Here is a 16,857-nt window from a genome sequence, read left to right as displayed (position 1 = left end):
CCGTGTACGTAGACTCTACACGAAAGGATGTGCAGAATCTGCACATCCCGGCATGACCGTCCCCCTCTTCACTCCCCCGTGAGCCCCTCCACCAGCTCCGTCCCATGCTCCCTGAAAAAGACCCGTACATCCTCCACGAGGCCCCTCACCACATCCAGGGCGGCACGATCCTCGGTCGGCCCCTGACCATGCGTGCCCGCCTCCCTGTTCCGCTCCAGCACCTTCTCGTAGAGGAGGGCGCCATCTTCGATGCGCACGAGCCGGACATCCGCCCTCCCCTCGGCTACGTAGAGCTTGTAGGTTCTCCCCCCCAGCTCCAGAGGGAAGACCCCCGTCGACTCCACGAGCACCAGCAGGGCATAGGCGGTATCCTCCGTCTGCTTCACCTGCTCCAGGGCATCCCGCTCCCCCCGGAAGGCCTGAATGAAGAGCCCGGATGAGAGGTCACCCTCGTACAACTGCACCACATAGGGAATACCCGCGAGCGCCTCCTTCAGGACCTCGGCGATCGTTCCCTCCTCTTCCCCCGGCCGCACCAAGGGAAGGAGCACCACCTTCCGGGACGGCGCTCGATAGACGAAACGCACCACGAGCCGGTCGAAGGCCAGGCGGGAATCTCCTTCCTCGACCACCACCCGGGCCTCCACGATCTGTTCCTCCTTGGGATCGTCGAACGAGAGGATCACCGTCCCTGCCTGCCCGTATTCATTCGTGCGTACCACACGCTGTGAAACCCTCCCCCCGCCGCTCACGAAGGAGAACACGACCGGCACGTCCGGCACCACCACCTTGCCGCCCGAACCGGTGTAGGAGAGGATCACCTCGGGTTGGAGCTCGACCCTGAGCGTGGAAGCCGTCCGCTGCGTGAGCCCCTCCTCCAACCACGGGGTCGAGGGCTCGAGCACGAGCTGGTCTTCCAGCCTCTCGAGTCTCTCCCTCACACGGGCCGCAAGATCCCTCCTTCCCTCGGCCTCGGCCCGGGACAAGACCCTCGCCATGAGCGAAAGCCCCTCGGAGAACGCCCCCTCGTCGAGCAGGGAAGAAGCACGGCCCATCATCGCCTCGATCTCGTCCTCCGCAGAGACCGTAGGAGGAGCGGTCGACTCCGTCCTCTCTGCAGGTGGGGTCGTACAGCCCGTCACTACCAATAAGACCGCCACGCACACATGGTACCACCGTTTCATCGTCACCTCCTTGCCTTGAAGATCCGGCATTCACGAGCCTAGCCTTGACACCATATCCTCGTGTTGCTCCCGGATCCACTCGTCGATCCTGTAGGCCGGGAGCGTGAACAACACCTCCGAGGCCGCGGTCTCCCGGGGGAACAGGAGGGAGAGTTCCTCCCACGCCCGCACCGCAGGAGCACGCACCGCGCGGTAGAGGTGAATGGGTCCTACGATCGATAAGAACAATCCCCCGAAGGCACATCCCCACTCTGCGAATGTATGGTTGTTCGCCTTCCGTATGCGGTCCTCTATCTCGCGATGGAGACGGGCGGCCTCCTCGGGTGTATCCGCCGCAAGATAGTCGGGATAGCGTTCATAGGCTTCCGCGAGCAACTGCGCGCTGTCGTCGGTATAGAACAGGTAGACCGCAACGATGTCGAGCGAGACCCCCAACGCCGTCTCGAGTATCGGCAGCACGAGGTCTCGCCCTCTCACCCCTTCGCGGAGGTACCGCTCGTCCATCCTGCTCATGTGGAACCAGAGCCTCTCGTACCAGATCCTCCACGGATCCCTCACGAAGACCAGGAGAGGTCTGAGGGAAGAATACCGGGCCATCGCCTCCCCGAACCGGGACTCCCGGAAGAGTCGGAACACGTGGTACACCTGGGAGAGGAGGGCCTCCTCTGCACAGACTGCGAGCGCATCCTCCACCGCCGGATCGGACCTCACCTCCTCCGGAAGAGCCCCCTCGAGGGCCCTGATCCGCTGGAAAAAGAAGGGATCGGGGTCCAGCACCCGGCCTTCCACCTCCCTGCGAAGATCCCCCACTTGGACGAGAGACCTGAAGGCCTTCACCCTCTCCCTGTAGCCTGCCATCGAAGGGGCGAAGGAGACGTCGCCGAAGAGGGCCTCCCACTCGGCGAGGAGGGCCTCAAGCCGATCCCTCCGACCCTCGAGGGCGGCACCTTTTATCCGATCCTCGAGGCCCTGGATACGCCGTTCCTCCTCGGGGAGAAGACGCGGAATGCTCACGATGATCTTCCCCGTATCCGAGGCAGCCACGTCCACCGTGCCGCTCTGGATCTCCACGATCCGGCCGAAACGCCTCTGGCGCACCGTCCACGAGTGCGTGCCGGTGACCAGGGGAGCGAGGACCTTGAGACGGTCTCCGAGATCCACGCCGTCCACCTCAAGCTGGAAACGACCGGGCTCCCCCAGGTTCTGGACCACGAGCCGGCCCAGAGACACCTCCCGTCCCAGAAGGATCGTGAGCACCTGTCCCATGGGAGCGACGAGGGCCTCGAAGAGGGCCGCTCCTCGGGAGATCCTCACCGAAGGACCTCCGATGGCCGTACCTCCCTTCGTGTCGTACACGAGGATGCTCAGGCGGTAGCCATCGGCCCCCTCGCTGAACGAGAGTCTGAGGAGGCGCTCCAGCCTGTACTCACGCCCCACCTCCCGTACATCCCTCTCCGCATCGTCGACCTCCACTACTACCGGTTCGGTCTCCTCGAGTATCGCGAGATTACACACGAGGGCACGGAGAAAGGTCTCCTTCACTGCCCGGGCCTGCACTTCCCCTCCGGAGAGATCGTAGGGGACCACTCCTACCCTCACTGGCGCAGCGCAAAGGGTTGCCGCAACGAGGATCGAAAGAACGAGGGGAAACACCTTCCTCATGTATCACTCCCGTACAAAGAGCGTCCCCGGAGTCACTCCATCGGTATCGGCGTAGAACACGAGGTACTTCTCGCCCGTGGACACAGCCGCAGCCTCCACTCCCGTGGTGTAAGTGTACACCGGGTAGGGGCTTCCCACCTTGTCCGAGGTGAAGGAGAGGTCCTTGCGCGCCATCCTGAGCACGCCCGCCTCCTCGTAGAGGAGTCCCCATCCGTCCGGCTCACCCCACAGCCCATAGACACCGGTCGCAAAAGGGAGATCCCATCCCTTCGTCCATTCGGCTTGATCCTCTGTCACCGAGATCCCCTGGAGGTCGCTTCCGTCCGTGGACAGGAGGAGGTACGCCCCCGCCCCCTCACTGAACGCCACGGGAAGCGCCCCTATGCCGGACAACGTCGCACCGAAGCCCCCTCCGCTTCCTAACTCCAGCGTATCCTGGGAGAGGGAGAAGGAGATACCGTAGATCACCGTGGCAGTGACCCCATCGTCGTCCCACACCACGAGCAGCCCGCCGCCCGTGCCATCACCTGCCGCGGAGAGGCTCACCACAGTCCCGCTCCCGGGTCCCAGATCCAGGTCCTGCACCACCACCGCAGGATCGCTCGAGCTGTCCAGGAGGACCAGGTGGATATCCCCCGTCCCGTCCACGTACCCTACCACCCACCTCTCCTGGTCCACCCACACCGGCTCGCTCACCGCAGCCAGCCCGGCCACCCCCCATCCCGAAGACTGGAAGGCCGCGTCCACCTGGAGGTTTCCGTCCGAAACCTCCACCACCCCCACCCACACCTCCCCCCCGTCCTCCACCACCAACGCACACGAGCCGTCCCCACCCCCCATCCTCACACCCGCAGGCGACGTCCCTGCATAGATCGACGTCCCCCCTGCGAGAGACGTTCCCTCTCCGGAGACCGCACACGCACGCACCTCCGCAGCATCAACCCACGCCACCACGGCCTCCCCTCCGGTCCACGCAGCGGCGAGAGGTGTGGAGATGGAGACCCCAAGATCCTGAGGTATGCTGTCCTCGTTGAGCAACTCTATGGCGAAGGTGTCGGCGTTCTTTCCATAAGGGTCGAGAGGGTTGCTGAACTCGGGAAGGAGGAATCCACACGAAGAGAGCAACAGGAACGTCGGGAACACGCACCACGGTACACGCTTCACAGGAAAAACATACACCAAAAGGAGGGAGAGTTCAAACCCTTCTTTTCTTCGGCTCTTTCTGCTACTACTATAGCCACGCCGAACGTACAGGAGGTATCGTGCGCAGATTCGTCTCCGTCCTCTGGTTCATCCTCGTCGTCTTCCCCGCGTTCCCCCAAGAGGCCCCCCGCTACCGCCTCACCCCCACCACCCTCTTCACCTCACTCGACGGAGGCGCCGCCTGGCAGGAACACCCCCTCCCCGCCCACCTCTATCCCCTCACCACCCTCACCTGGGACCGCACCGACCCCCACACCCTCATCCTCGCCACCCAGCACGAGCTCCTCCTCACACGGGATGCAGGTCTCACCTGGAAGACCCTCGACCTCCGCGGCCCCCTCAACGCCTCCACCCACATCCGCGCCCTCGCGCTCACTGGGTCATCCACCCTCCTCGCAGGCACCTCCTTCGACGGCCTCTTCCGAAGCCGCGACGGCGGACTCACCTGGGAGGAAGTACCCCTCCCGGAGGAACTTCCCTTCTACCTGGGAGGCGGATTCCACGAGGAAGTGGCGGGCATCGCCCCCCTCGAGGACGGCATCGCCATCCTCCTCGGATTCGGGAAGGGAGCCTATCTCCTCCCCTCGGGCCCCCCGTCACCCCGCCCCATCCCCAATCCCGTCCCCATCGAACGGCGGTTCCCCGAGTGGGGTCTCGACCTCCAGAAGATCCTCATCCAGGGCGAGGTCCTCATCCTTCCCGATGAGACCCTCATCACCCCCGTCGTGCGGACCGAGGGAAAAGACCCGCAGCGCACACGACGCACGGAAAAGGCCTCGGGCAAGCACGCCATCTATCTCCGGTCCCCTCTCGCCACCCCCGAACACCTCCCCCGCTACATCGAGCTCCTCGAGAGACACGGCTTCAACGCCGTGGTCATAGACTTCAAGGACGAGAACGGCTCCCTTCGCTACGAGAGCTCCATCCCCCTCGCGCGTGCCATGGGTGCGGTGCGCCCCCTCTTCGACGCCCGCACGCTCATCGAGACCCTCCACGCCCACGGCATCTACGTGATCGCACGGCTCCCCGTGTTCAAGGACAAGGCCCTCGCCCTCTACGACGGCGGCACCTATGCCTTCCTCGACAGGAAGACAGGAAAACCCTGGGGCGTGTTCCGCACCTACACCGACGAGAAGACGGGCGAGACGAGAACCGAGCAGGTGGAGTTCTGGGTCGATCCATACAACGAGGAGGTACGCGCGTACAACGCCGCCATCGCCGAGGAGGTGGCCTCCCTCGGAGTGGACGAAATCCAGTTCGACTACATCAGGTTTCCCTCCGACGGGGACACCTCCACCCTCACCTCCCGCTACAAACGGCCGCAGGAGACACCCACCGACGCCTTGATCGCCTTTCTCTCCGAGGTGAGGGAAAGGATCTCCGTACCCATCAGCCTCGACGTCTTCGGATTCAACGCCACCAGCAGGATGAGCTACCTCGGACAGGACATCACCCGACTCTGGCCCTACATCGACGTGCTCTGCCCCATGTACTACCCCTCCCACTACAGCAGGGCCTTCCTCCCACACCTCTCCTACCTCGAAAGGGCGAGGTGGATCTACCGGGAGAGCACCCTCAGGGCCCGCGAGATGACCGAGGGCCAGATCCTCATCAGGCCCTACGTCCAGACATTCCTCATCGGAGGGGAGCGGAACTTCGAGGAGGAGACCTACTACACCTACTTCAGGCTCCAGATCCAGGGACTCATCGAGGCGCAGGCCGGCGGGTTCACCTGCTGGAACGCCTCGGGCAACTACTACATGATCCCCCCCGACTTCACCCTCCGGCCTCCTGAATCCGCATCGGCCGCCCGACTCGACTAGTCCACGAGGAAGACCCGGTTCTTCCCCTCCGCTTTCGCCCTGTACATGGCCTGGTCGGCCCGACGGACGAAGTCCTCTATCGCATCCCCCTCGCGGTACTCCACCACCCCCACACTCGCCGTCACCTTCACCTTCTCCTCCCCACGGAACGAGCACTCCTCTATGCGCCTCCTCACACGCTCGGCCGCGACCCTCCCCTCCTCGGCACCGGTCTCGGGAAGGATGATCACGAACTCCTCACCCCCGTACCTGTAGGCCGAGTCGTTCTCCCTGAGCGACTCCCTGAGCACCCGTGCCACCTTACGCAGCACCCTGTCTCCTGCGAGGTGTCCGTAGGTGTCGTTGAACCGCTTGAAATCGTCGAGATCGATGAACAGGAGTGAAAGCGGCCTCCCGTAGCGACGACTCCGCGCGATCTCCTCCTCCAGCCTCCGGTAGAAGTAGCGGGCGTTGTAGAGCCCGGTGAGGTCGTCGGTGATGGAAAGCTCGATCAGCCTCCGCTGTTTCTCGGAGAGCTCCGAGATCGTCATCCGATACATCCTGATGAGGAGCATCACACCGATGGTGACTCCCGTGAGAGCCACCACGTAGAAGCCATTGAGCACCGCGACGACCACGGGTCCTGTCCAGAAAACCGCGGCGAGGAGCTCCCCCCACACCGCCACCACGAGGGCCCAGATCCCCAGGAAGAGGGTGAGCATATACCGGAGCTGCACGAACTCCTTCCTGAGGAGTACGAACCACGTGAGGGCGATGACGAGCATCGCCACCCTGAAGAACATCCACACATCCCAGTACGGCACTTCAAACGGGAAACTCACCCAGAAGACCAGGGCCTCCGCAACCATGGTCGCCACGAGCACCACGACCGCATGGTATGTTCGCAGTCTCATCTCTCCTCCTCGTCGTATGGACACCCTCGCCCCTGGTCAGTATAGTGCACTCCATGCCTCTTTTCATGGTCACAGGACTCGCCGTGAGCCTCGCGATCGACGCGTGTGCGGCCGCAGCCTCCCTCGCCTGTTCTCATCCCGGCCTCAAGAAGCGGATCCTCCTTCTCATTTCCCTCTCGTTCGGGATCTTTCAGTCTGGCATGACCTTCCTGGGCATCTTCACCGCTTCCTCCTTCATGCACCTCATCCAGCAGTGGGACCACTGGATCGCCTTCCTCCTCCTCGCCGTCACGGGGAGCAAGATGATCCGCGAAGGACTCCTCTACCGGGAGGAAGGGGCGTGCAGGGACGCCGACCCTCCGAGTCCGTGGAAGGTGCTCTCGCTCTCGGTGGCCACCAGCCTCGACGCCCTCGCCGTGGGACTCACCCTGGGCTTCCTCTCCCGCGCCTTCCTCCTTCCCGTACTGCTCATCGGCCTCGTCACCCTCGGGCTGAGCTTCCTCTCCGGGCTCGCAGGCAAGTTCCTCGCCACCTTCATCGAACGCTATGCAGAGATGGCCGGCGGACTCGTCCTGTGGGCCGTAGGGATCCGTATCCTCCTCACCCACCTCCTCTAGCCGTACGCAGGGCCTCGTAGGCGACCGCGTTCCTCCCGAAGAGGAGGAACGAGATCCGGTAGGCTCCATAGGCGAAGAACGGAGCGGCATACACATCGATGGTGTAGTGCATGTGCATGAGCAGGACGCAGGCCGCCTCGAGGAACGCGGAGCCGAGGAATGCCCAGGAGAGGGGACGGGACGAGCGTCTCACAAGGAGGAATGAGAGAAACATGAACGCCGTGTGCCCCGAGAAGAACAGGTCGTTCTCTATGGGATCGAAGGTGTCGAAGATCGCATCGGCGGGTGCCGTGAGGGCGGTGGTGGGAAGCCCGGCGAACTTGAGAGCGTAGAGCAGGGAATAGACCTTGAGGTAGAAAGGCAGCCGTTCGGGACAGGTGAGCACCACGTGGAGTACGAGGAGCGTACCCATGAGCACGATGTACGTGGAGACGAAGAAATCGAGGTTGTAGGGGCCTACGAGCTCGAGGATCCTGTCGGGGATGGGGTTGGGAGGCAGGGCGGCGAGATACTCCCGGAGCCACTCCAGGTACACCACCCGTACGAGAAAGAAGAGCAGGCTCCCTGAGGCGAGGAGATCCCCCAGATACCTTTTCGAGGACAGGAGAGGGTGGACACGACTCCACCACCCGAGGAGGAATGAACGCCCATGATCCTGTACCGACATTCGGCCGCCCCCCTTTCCACGATCCACAGTCATCCGGCCCTTCCTCCCGTCGCGAGACTCCTCCCCCCTGTCATCACCCGGAGGATCCGCTCCGCCCCTTCCCGTATCTCCTCACCCGCGGGACTGTACTTGAAGGCGAAGAACACCCCCAGTCCGGCGTGCAGGGCATCGTGGAGCACGTTGCTCAGGAGCTTCACATAGGCGGCCTTGTGCGGCTCCCCTCCTGACACTCGGAACAGGAATCGCTGGAACCCCCATCGTTGGACGAGCCTCGAGATCTGCTCCATGAAGGGAGGAAAGAGTCTGCCCACGAGATCGACGTACTTCTCGTGGTAGAGGGCGTCCTTCGAGACGAGATACCTGATCTGAGCCGCCCTGTCCCGCCGGATACGCCCGCCCTCCTTCTTCACCGGGACGAAACCCCCGATCAGCCGGTCCACAGAGGGGTTGCCCGCCAACATGTGGAGCGCAAGGGAAGCCAGGAGCATCCCCCCCAGGTTTCTCAGGAACCCATCCTTCATCCCGTAGGGGAGGAGGAGGGTGAGCACATCCCTCACATGTTCGTAGAGTAGCCGATCCGGAACCTTCCGACCCTCCACCCGTGCATCGAGGAGCCCCCTCACCCGGCAGAGTGCCTTCCACAGCGACGTCCTTGCGAGCATCTCCGCGAACCGCACGAGCTCGGCTTTCCCCTCGACGAGCCGTTCCATCTCCTCCACCCCGAGAAGCCTCTCCATGCTCGAAAGGAAGGAGCGCGTCGCATCCCCGGCACCCAGATCGGGGTGTTCGTGAAGCCACTTCGTCCACAGCGACGTCACATGGGAGGGGAGGGAGAGACGCACAGCCCACAGATCCAGGAGTCTGCGGGAGAGCACCTCGAGGGTCTCCCCCAGACGAGCATCGAGCACCACATCGAGCGATGGTTCGGCCTTGAGGAGGTCGAGCGTGGCGTCGTACGGCACACGGGCCACGGTGAGGATACGCTCCCGCTCGGAGGGCGAGAGACGCATCTCCTCTGGAGCGAAGCGGTTGTAGGTCCCCACCACATCGTCCGGGAGGAAACCATCCCAGACCGACGGACTGTACCGGTTGAACCAGAGCATGGCCTTCGCAGAAGACTGCACATCGAAGAGCGCCCTCAGGTAGCCCCCGGTGGAGACATGGGAGGTAGGCTCCGAGGTGGTCACCACCAGGACGTGTGAGAGACAAGGGAGGAAGGTGAGGCTCTCCTCCTGCGAGATACCCGGCGGGAAATCCACGATCACCACGTCATAGCGGGCTTCGACCTCGTGCCACAACGAACGGAAGACCAGGTCGGCGAGCCTGTCCGGCGCAGGCCTGGAGGAGGAAGGCGGAAAGAGGAGATGAAACCTCGGAAGATACCGGTAGGACGCATCATCCAGTCCACTCCCGCCATTCGGATACCGTACCCCCGAGAGTTCGGTGAGGGGTATGTCCAGAACCACATGGAGATTGGCGAGAGGATCGAGATCGAGGAGGGCCACCCTGAGCCCCCTTCTCGCGTACCAGAGCCCCAGGTTCACGGCTGTGGTCGTCTTCCCCACCCCGCCCTTTCCCGAGGCCACACCCAGGACATACGTACCCATCGAGTGGAGTATACGAGACCTCCCCTCCCCGTGCAATAATCACCTGAAGATGAGACGCATACGCTCCTCCAACACCTTGAACCGGATCGGCTTGGCGATGTAGGCATCACAGCCCGTGCGCACGGCCGACTCCACCACATTCCTCTGCGTATCCCCGCTTATCACCAGTTTCTTCGAGAACCATCCCCCGCCGATCTCCTGCTCCCTCCGGATGAAAGACGCGAGAAGCGAGAGCCCATCCTCATCGGGCAGGTGCAGATCGACGCTGATGCAGTCGTAGGGAAGCCCCTCTTCGATGGCCCTCTCGAAGAGGACCCGCGCCTTCTGTCCAGACGGGGCACTGTCCACCGCGCCATAGCGAGAGAAGAAAGCGGAAAGTTTCTCCCGGGAGAGAAACTCGTCCTCAACCACCAGCACCCTCATAGTATCAAGTGTGGAACACCTCTCCCGGGAGCGCAAGTCTTTTTCCTACACCTCGAGGAGCTCCCCCGCCTTCTTCAGCCAGTCGATGATCTCGATCTGCTGGGGACATTTCGTCTCACACTCGCCGCACGCCACACAGTCCGAAGCTCGATGTCCCTCGGGGATCCATCGGTAGGCCCCACGCGCGTTCCCCACATTCCCGAAGATCTCCGCATCGTTGTAGATCTTGAAGATCCGAGGGATCTCCACATCGTGGGGACAGGGCTGGCAGTAGTTGCATGAGGTGCACGGGATCACCTTGGAGGACTCGAGCACCTCCCTCACTCGCACGATCACCTCCAGGTCTCCGGAGGAGAGATTCCCCGGCGCGCCCCCCTCGGTGGAGGCGATTCTCACGTTCTCCTCCACCTGCTCGAGGGTACTCATCCCGCTGAGTACGAGTGAGATCTTCGGATTATTCCAGAGCCACCTGAGGGCCCACTCCACAGGAGACCACGATCTCCCGCTCTGCGCCCACACCGGCTCCAGTCTGGGAATCCTCCCCGCGAGATATCCACCGAGGAGGGGCTCCATCACGACCACCCCCAGCCCCCGCTCGGCCGCATAGTTGAGACCCTCGGTGCCTGCCTGCTCGTGCTCATTCATGTAGTTGTACTGGATCTGACAGAAATCCCACCCTTCTCCCAAAGCGTCCACGTATCTCTTGAACTCGGAAATCTCGTCATGGAAGGAAAACCCGATAAAACGGATCGCCCCCTCCTCTTTCTTCCTCTGGAGCCACTCGAGGGCACCCGAAGCTTCCACCCTCTTCCAGTTCTCCTTGTTGAGGGAGTGAAGGAGATAGAAATCCACGTAGTCTGTCCTGAGCCTCCTCCGCTGTTCGTCGAAGATCCTGTCGAGATCGGCCCCTGTCTTCACCTCCCACATGGGCATCTTGGTGGCAAGGAAGACCCGATCCCTCAGCCCATGTCGCTCCAGAACATTCCCCACGAAAGGCTCACTCCTTCCTCCGTGATAGGGCCAGGCCGTATCGAGGTAGTTCACCCCGTGCTCGATCGCATAGAGGAGCATCCTCTCGGCCTGCGCCTCATCGATCCGGCTGCTGTCCCCTCCCTTCGTGGGGAAACGCATACAGCCGAACCCAAGCGCAGAGACCTCGACACCGGTGCGTCCCATCGTCCGATAATACATAAACCCTCCTCTATGTAGTAAAAATCAAATCCGCTTCGATAATGATAGCACGGGAACCTACTTCTCGACACCCCTGGTCCACCCCGTCTCGACGTCGAGCAGGAGTCCGTCCTCATAGGAGTGCCCCCGCTTCTTGAAGACCACCAACTCCCCGAGAAAGAAGTTGATCACGCCGGACACCGTGAGGGCACCCAGGTTACACCACACCACGTCCCAGTGAAAGAGGCGCTCGAGGAGGAGCAGGAGGACCATCTTCACCCCGAAACCGAAGAGCACGGAGAGGTTGTAAGGGAGGAGCCTGCGAAAGAAGTCCGCCGCCCCCCGGTGGCGTATCCGCTTCCGCCATATCCAGAAATAGGAGATCGTGTAGTTATGGAGCATCGCCACCTCGAACGAGAGGGCAGGGGCGACGAGGTACTTCCCTACATAGGAAGAGAAGAGAAAGGAACTCGCCAGCCACAGCACGAAGGTGTCCACCCCCGTTCCCACCAACCTGCTCGCGAAGAACTTGAGGAATCGCACGAACATGAAAAGACCTCCTATGAACGGGGAGGATCGATCTTCTCATACTCCCTGCGTGCCGTGAGGAAGAAAAAGAAATAGAGGAAGAAAAGGACGAGAGCCACCACCAGGGCGAAGAGATCGAAGTACTTCATGGTGACGCCCAGGATCCTCACCGATGGATTGTCGGTAGGGATAAAGTAGAAGAGACCATTGAGTAGGATGATAACCAACCTGAGTTCGGTAGGTCCGAATCCGCCGTAGGAAATCTTGAAGACCTCGCGGAGATAGGTGTTGATGTACGTGAAGATACTCAAGAGATAGTATCCGATGAGGATGAGGAGCACCACCGAGAGAGAAACGAAGGGAGAGATCCCCGCCCCGATACCGATCACCAGCGCGGTGAACGCATCCACATTGTGATCGATGAAGAACCCGTAGGTGGGTCGCTGGATCTTCCGCACCCTCGCGAGGGTACCGTCGAGGCTGTCCCCGAACCAGTTGATCACGAAGCCCAGAGAAGAAACCCAGAGGAAGCCCTTCCCCCAGTTGGTGAACACGTAGCCGGCTCCTGCCACAAGGGCCCCGAAAAAGCCGAACCACGTGAGGTGATCGGGAACCACCCACCGCGGGAGACGAGCCGCGATCCACTCCAGTACCTTTCGTTCCGGTCCGCTGAGAAAGGACTCTTGAATCCGTCTCGCATCCTTCCGTTCCATGAGAAGATACTACGCCATTCTCCCCGATTCGACAAGGAGAAGGGGGCTGGTCTTCACGTGAGTTCGGACAGTACGGTGTTCCACAGAGGGGCGCACCCCTCTTTTTTGTTGCATACCGCAATACTACAACCATTGCCCAATCGAACAAAAACCCGTACCATTTTCTGCTATGAAAGACTGGCGCGTCATCCTCGAACCCCTCGCCGCAGAGGCCCCCATCCCTCCCGACCCCTCCTCGCTCCCCTCCCGCCCCCTCACCCCCACAGAACGCGCCGCGCTCGAAGCCCAGGGCAACCGGGCCGAGGACTGGGAGGCGATACGCGTCCATCCCTCGTTCACGCCCCGCGGCATCTGGTACTCCACCTTCAGAGGATCCTGCTACCTGGGCCTCTTCGAGCCCTCTGACAACGACCTCTTCCCCGAGGGAATCTACCACTCGGTGATCCGACACACCGTGGTCTGCTCCCACGCGAGGATCCACCACTGCCCTCTCCTCTCAAACCTCTACATCGACGTGGGGGCCGAGGTGATCCACACCACCAGCCACACCCCAGGCCCCTTCCATGCCGGCGTACTTCCCACCATCTCCCCCGGCATAGAGACCGGCGGGCGCGAGATCACCCCATGCGACGTCCTCACCCCGGACCTCGCCATCGCCCTCACCACCCGCCCCCTCCCCGACAGCCTCGAAGAGGCCTACGCGAACTTCCTCACGCACTACCGGGGTACCACCCTCTTTCCCTTCTCCTACATAGGCCCCAAGGCCCACGTGGCCCACTGCAGTACCCTCTCCTCTGTGTACACAGGCCCCCATGCAGCCGTCACAGGGAGCAGCCTCACATACGTGACCATACACTCCTCCGAGGAGGCACCGAGCATCGTGGGCGACCACACCATACTCCAGGAGGCGATTCTCCAGGAGGGCGTCCACGTGACCACCGGCGCCCTGGTGCGCCGTAGCCTCCTCATGGAGGCTACGGGCGTCGAGGATCACGGTAAGGTCGAGACCAGTATCATCCTCCCCAACACCCACATCGCCAAAGGCGAGGTCACCGCGAGCCTGGTCGGTCCCTTCGTGGGCTTCCACCATCAGTCCCTCCTCATCGCCGCATGGTGGCCCGAGGGGAAGGGGAACATCGCCTACGGCGCCAACGTGGGATCCAACCACACCTCACGCCAACCCGACCAGGAAATCTGGCCCGGAGAGGGGATGTTCTTCGGCCTGGGTTGCAGCATCAAGTTCCCCGCCCACTTCAGGGACGCTCCCTACACCACCATCGCCACCGCGGTGATGACCATGCCCCAGCGCATGGAATACCCCTTCTCCCTCATCACCCAACCCATCTCCTACCCCAGCGAGGTGCCCACGGCCTACAACCAGCTCATGCCCGGCTGGATGCTCACCGGCAACGCCTACAGCCTCTTCCGGAGCGAGGAGAAGTTCCGCACCCGGAACAAGGCGAGACGCTACCGCCCCGAGTTCGAGATCTTCCGCCCACGGATCCTCTTCCTCATGGACAGGGCACTCGACCGACTCTCCTCCATAGGAAGCCCCCGACCGTTCTATCTCCCCGAGCACCTTCCCGGGATCGGCAAGAACTACGTCACCGAAGAAGACAGGCTCGGTGCCTTGGAGGGCTACCGCCTCTTCCTCGAGTACGGCATCCTCCGCATCCTCCTCGGTCTCTCCTCGTGTGATGACGCCACCTGGCACAACGACATCCAGCCCCTCGTAGAGAAGTACCAGCTTCCCGAACAACGAGAAGAGCAGATCCCCCGATACCTCGAACTCCTCGATGCGGTGTGGGAGCGCATCGAAGGATCGAGACACAAAGACTCCATACGCGGAAGACGCATCATCGACGACTACACACACACCCATCCTGAAGAGGATAAGGTACTCTCGCATATCAGGACGCGGTTCGACGAGGAACGGAATCGCCTCACTCACTAGGAAAAGGAGCGTGTCGTGGAACCTCGGGATGTCCTCGCCTCACTCGACCGGGCTGGCCACCGACCCCGACTCGCCGGGTATTCCGCCCTCGACCGCTACTTCAAGGTGAAGGGAACCCCCACCCACCTGTGGATCCAGAGCACCGCCGAACTCGTCGACCTCGCCCGCCTCTTCGAAGGACTCGAATACCCCGGCCTGGAGGGAGTGGAGGCGGCCCTCACCCTGGAAGACACCCGCATCTACTTCGTCACCCCCCACACCCCCCCTCCCCACCCCCTCCTCGCCCTCACCCACGACCCCTCGCGCGACGCCTTCCAGGCTCCCGACGCCCTCTACCCGCTCCTCCGCTCCCCCGCCCTCGCCCTCCCCACCCCCTTCACCCTCAGCCACGCCCTCACCTGCGCCGTGCTCCTCTCCCGCTACCCCTACACCCCACCCCCCACCCTCCCCACCCTCATCCCGTCCCCCCATCCCCCCACCGAAACCCAGGCCGCAACCCTCTCCCTCATCCTCACCGGCCGGACACCCTGGCACGGCCTGGCCCTCCTCTCCCGCACCGAAGCCCTGCCCCGACTCTGGCCCCCGCTCGCACGACTCCGCGACGTCCATCACGTCAAGGACTACCATCCAGAAGGAAGCGTGTGGGAGCACACCCTCGAGGCCCTCAAGCACCGCAAACGCCCCGATCTTCTCCTCTCCCTCGCCATCCTCCTCCACGACATAGGCAAACCAGACGCCGTACCACACGGCACCAACCGCTTCCACCTCCACGCCAACATCGGCGCCCGGATCGCCCGCACCTTCCTCCGGGACCTCGACTTCCCCTCCTCCCTCCAGGACGACGTGGCCTTCCTCGTGCGCTACCACATGCTCCCCGGCGCCCTCCCCCGCATCCCTCCCCGGAGCATCGCCGAGATCCTCTCCTCACCCCTCTTCCCCATGCTCCTCGAACTCTACCGGTGCGACCTCTCCTCCACCTTCCGCGGCCCCCAACCCTACTACCAGGCCTGCAGGGCCTACCGCTCCTTCCTCAAGGCACGACGCAACCCCTTCAGGGACCCCCGGCTGAGACGCCTCATCAAGCTGTACGTGGAATGACCTACCCCCACAGATCGAGGAGGAAGGCCTTGAGCGCCTCCAGGGTGTTGGGGATCTTCACGGCCCGCTTCTCCTTCGCGAGCACCTCCTCGAGCTGGGGAGGGAGGGGAGGCCTGATCCCCAGCGCGTCCTCGACCACCTCGAGGAACTTGCCCGGATGCGCCGTGGCGAGCGTCACCACCGGCGCCACCCCCCTCTCCCGTTCCAGGAGACGCTCCGATGCCTTCACCCCCACCGCCGTGTGAGGATCGAGGAAGACCTCACGCTCCCGCCAGTACCGGGCGATGGTATCGAGCGTCTCCTCGTCGGTCACCCGCTCACCCCGTATCACCGCGGCCATCCGGCGGTGATCCCCCTCGAAGAGGGCGAGGAGCCGCTCGAAATTGCTCGGATTGCCCACATCCATGGCATTCGAGAGCGTCCTCACCGACGACCGCGGCGTGAACACCCCGGTGGAAAGGTACTCCGGCACCACGTCGTTCACGTTGGTGGCCGCGAGAAACCCTCTCACCGGCATCCCCCACCACCACGCATACACCCCGGCGGTGAGATTGCCGAAGTTCCCGCTCGGGACACAGAAGAAAGGCCTATCCCCTCGCGCCTTCAGCTGAGCATAGGCCCACACGTAGTAGAACGACTGCGGAACGAGCCTCCCCAGGTTGATGGAATTGGCGCTCGTGAGAGGACACCGCTCCCTGAGCTCCCGATCGAGGAAGGCCTCCTTCACCATCCGCTGGCAATCGTCGAACGAGCCGGCCACCTCGAGGGCATGGACGTTCCCCCCCAGTGTGGTGAGCTGCTTCTCCTGAAGCGGACTCACCCTCCCCGAAGGGTAGAGGATCACCACATCGATGTGCCGCCGCCCGTGGAAGGCCTGTGCCACCGCACTCCCCGTATCCCCCGACGTGGCCGTGAGGATCACGGCCCGCCCCTCCCTCCGGGAGAGGAAGACCTCCATGCAGCTCGCGAGAAAGCTCGCGCCGAAGTCCTTGAAGGCGCACGAAGGCCCATGGAAGAGCTCGAGGAGGAGGATCGAACCGGTGAGCTCCCTCAGCACAGGAGAGAAGGGAAAGGCCCGTTCCACGAGCCGGCCCGCCTCCTCCTCTGAGAACTCATCGCCGAAGAGGAGGCGAACCATCTCGTACGAAACGTCGACGAAGCCCTTCTCGGGACCGAGACGCTCGTAGAGGGAGGCGAGGTCCAGACGCTCCACCGGATGGTAGAGCCCTCCGTCCGGAGCAAGCCCCCGGAACACCGCCTCTTCGAACGAGACCACGTCCTTGGGATTCCTCGTGCTCACGAAACGCATGGCCCC

15 protein-coding genes are annotated in these 16,857 nt (G+C 62.9%); 4 read left to right on the top strand and 11 right to left on the bottom strand.

Features of this window, described 5'->3' with window-relative positions; all coding sequences use genetic code 11:
- Positions 1 to 68: 68 nt before the first annotated feature.
- From SPITH_RS00335 to SPITH_RS00325, 3 genes are read right to left on the bottom strand one after another with little or no spacing between them, the layout of a single operon-like run.
- Positions 69 to 1,184, bottom strand: a complete 1,116-nt coding sequence (locus SPITH_RS00335; RefSeq protein WP_014623761.1) for a hypothetical protein — start codon at positions 1,182 to 1,184, stop codon at positions 69 to 71.
- Between the two features lie 30 nt (positions 1,185 to 1,214).
- Complete coding sequence (locus SPITH_RS00330) at positions 1,215 to 2,846, bottom strand: hypothetical protein (RefSeq protein WP_014623760.1); 1,632 nt, start codon at positions 2,844 to 2,846, stop codon at positions 1,215 to 1,217.
- 3 nt (positions 2,847 to 2,849) lie between these two features.
- A complete protein-coding gene (locus SPITH_RS00325; protein WP_245523409.1) occupies positions 2,850 to 4,010 on the bottom strand; it encodes a hypothetical protein in 1,161 nt (386 codons plus the stop codon).
- 98 nt (positions 4,011 to 4,108) lie between these two features.
- Here SPITH_RS00325 and SPITH_RS00320 point away from each other — a divergent pair, with 98 nt between their 5' ends.
- Positions 4,109 to 5,872: a putative glycoside hydrolase gene (locus SPITH_RS00320; RefSeq protein WP_014623758.1), complete on the top strand. Its 1,764-nt coding sequence runs from the start codon at positions 4,109 to 4,111 to the stop codon at positions 5,870 to 5,872.
- Here the strand turns inward: SPITH_RS00320 and SPITH_RS00315 are convergent.
- On the bottom strand, positions 5,869 to 6,765 hold the full coding sequence (locus SPITH_RS00315; protein WP_014623757.1) for a GGDEF domain-containing protein: 897 nt from the start codon (positions 6,763 to 6,765) through the stop codon (positions 5,869 to 5,871). The genes SPITH_RS00320 and SPITH_RS00315 overlap by 4 nt on opposite strands.
- 53 nt (positions 6,766 to 6,818) lie before the next feature.
- Here SPITH_RS00315 and SPITH_RS00310 point away from each other — a divergent pair, with 53 nt between their 5' ends.
- Positions 6,819 to 7,382 (top strand): manganese efflux pump MntP, encoded by a 564-nt coding sequence (locus SPITH_RS00310; protein WP_041623940.1) that lies wholly within the window; start codon positions 6,819 to 6,821, stop codon positions 7,380 to 7,382.
- On the opposite strand, the gene SPITH_RS00305 is transcribed toward SPITH_RS00310, so the two are convergent.
- The 6 genes from SPITH_RS00305 to SPITH_RS00280 are packed head-to-tail and all read right to left on the bottom strand — an operon-like array spanning position 7,366 to position 12,490.
- Positions 7,366 to 8,049, bottom strand: a complete 684-nt coding sequence (locus SPITH_RS00305) for a phosphatase PAP2-related protein (RefSeq protein ID WP_245523408.1) — start codon at positions 8,047 to 8,049, stop codon at positions 7,366 to 7,368. The genes SPITH_RS00310 and SPITH_RS00305 overlap by 17 nt on opposite strands.
- Before the next feature lie 29 nt (positions 8,050 to 8,078).
- Positions 8,079 to 9,656, bottom strand: coding sequence for a P-loop NTPase (locus SPITH_RS00300; RefSeq protein WP_014623754.1), 1,578 nt, complete (start codon positions 9,654 to 9,656; stop codon positions 8,079 to 8,081).
- A 39-nt stretch (positions 9,657 to 9,695) separates the two neighbouring features.
- Positions 9,696 to 10,079, bottom strand: a complete 384-nt coding sequence (locus SPITH_RS00295) for a response regulator (RefSeq protein WP_014623753.1) — start codon at positions 10,077 to 10,079, stop codon at positions 9,696 to 9,698.
- A 45-nt stretch (positions 10,080 to 10,124) separates the two neighbouring features.
- The gene (locus SPITH_RS00290) at positions 10,125 to 11,270 is read right to left on the bottom strand and encodes an aldo/keto reductase (RefSeq protein WP_014623752.1); all 1,146 of its coding nucleotides are present in this window, start codon (positions 11,268 to 11,270) and stop codon (positions 10,125 to 10,127) included.
- 57 nt (positions 11,271 to 11,327) lie between these two features.
- Positions 11,328 to 11,798, bottom strand: a complete 471-nt coding sequence (locus SPITH_RS00285) for a GtrA family protein (RefSeq protein WP_014623751.1) — start codon at positions 11,796 to 11,798, stop codon at positions 11,328 to 11,330.
- An 11-nt stretch (positions 11,799 to 11,809) separates the two neighbouring features.
- Positions 11,810 to 12,490 (bottom strand): CDP-alcohol phosphatidyltransferase family protein, encoded by a 681-nt coding sequence (locus SPITH_RS00280; RefSeq protein WP_014623750.1) that lies wholly within the window; start codon positions 12,488 to 12,490, stop codon positions 11,810 to 11,812.
- A 169-nt stretch (positions 12,491 to 12,659) separates the two neighbouring features.
- On the opposite strand from SPITH_RS00280, the gene SPITH_RS00275 reads away from it, so the two are divergent.
- Both SPITH_RS00275 and SPITH_RS00270 read left to right on the top strand, forming a co-directional pair.
- On the top strand, positions 12,660 to 14,444 hold the full coding sequence (locus tag SPITH_RS00275) for a DUF4954 family protein (RefSeq protein ID WP_014623749.1): 1,785 nt from the start codon (positions 12,660 to 12,662) through the stop codon (positions 14,442 to 14,444).
- Positions 14,445 to 14,459: 15 nt separating this feature from the next.
- Positions 14,460 to 15,542 (top strand): HD domain-containing protein, encoded by a 1,083-nt coding sequence (locus tag SPITH_RS00270; RefSeq protein WP_014623748.1) that lies wholly within the window; start codon positions 14,460 to 14,462, stop codon positions 15,540 to 15,542.
- Between the two features lies 1 nt (position 15,543).
- Here SPITH_RS00270 and thrC read toward each other — a convergent pair whose 3' ends face one another.
- Positions 15,544 to 16,851 carry a threonine synthase gene (gene thrC, locus SPITH_RS00265; protein ID WP_014623747.1) on the bottom strand — a complete coding sequence of 436 codons (1,308 nt, stop codon included), beginning with the start codon at positions 16,849 to 16,851 and terminating at the stop codon, positions 15,544 to 15,546.
- Positions 16,852 to 16,857: the final 6 nt, after the last annotated feature.

It is taken from the genome of Spirochaeta thermophila DSM 6578 (assembly GCF_000184345.1).
GTDB classification, from domain to species: Bacteria; Spirochaetota; Spirochaetia; order Winmispirales; family Winmispiraceae; genus Winmispira; species Winmispira thermophila.
The sequence above is the reverse complement of the archived record's forward strand: the minus strand, read 5'-3'. Positions and strand labels throughout refer to the sequence as shown.